The following is a 207-nucleotide window of genomic DNA, read 5'->3' on the forward strand; positions in this document are numbered from 1 at the left end:
ATATTACAGATATCGAATTTGCTGAAGAAATTAACTCAGAACTAGGGATGAACTTAAGTTTTGAGCAATTTGCTGAAGGGTGGCAGGCTATTTTTATCGAACGCGGTAATATTACAGATATCGAATTTGCTGAAGAAATTAACTCAGAACTAGGGATGAACTTAAGTTTTGAGCAATTTGCTGAAGGGTGGCAGGCTATTTTTATCG

1 pseudogene is annotated in these 207 nt (G+C 36.2%); it reads left to right on the forward strand.

What is annotated here, in order from left to right:
• Positions 1-2: 2 nt before the first annotated feature.
• Positions 3-207: pseudogene (locus BHE89_RS24990) on the forward strand (hypothetical protein); the annotation flags it as partial.

It is taken from the genome of Shigella sp. FC1967 (assembly GCF_001743005.1).
Taxonomy (GTDB): Bacteria; Pseudomonadota; Gammaproteobacteria; order Enterobacterales; family Enterobacteriaceae; genus Proteus.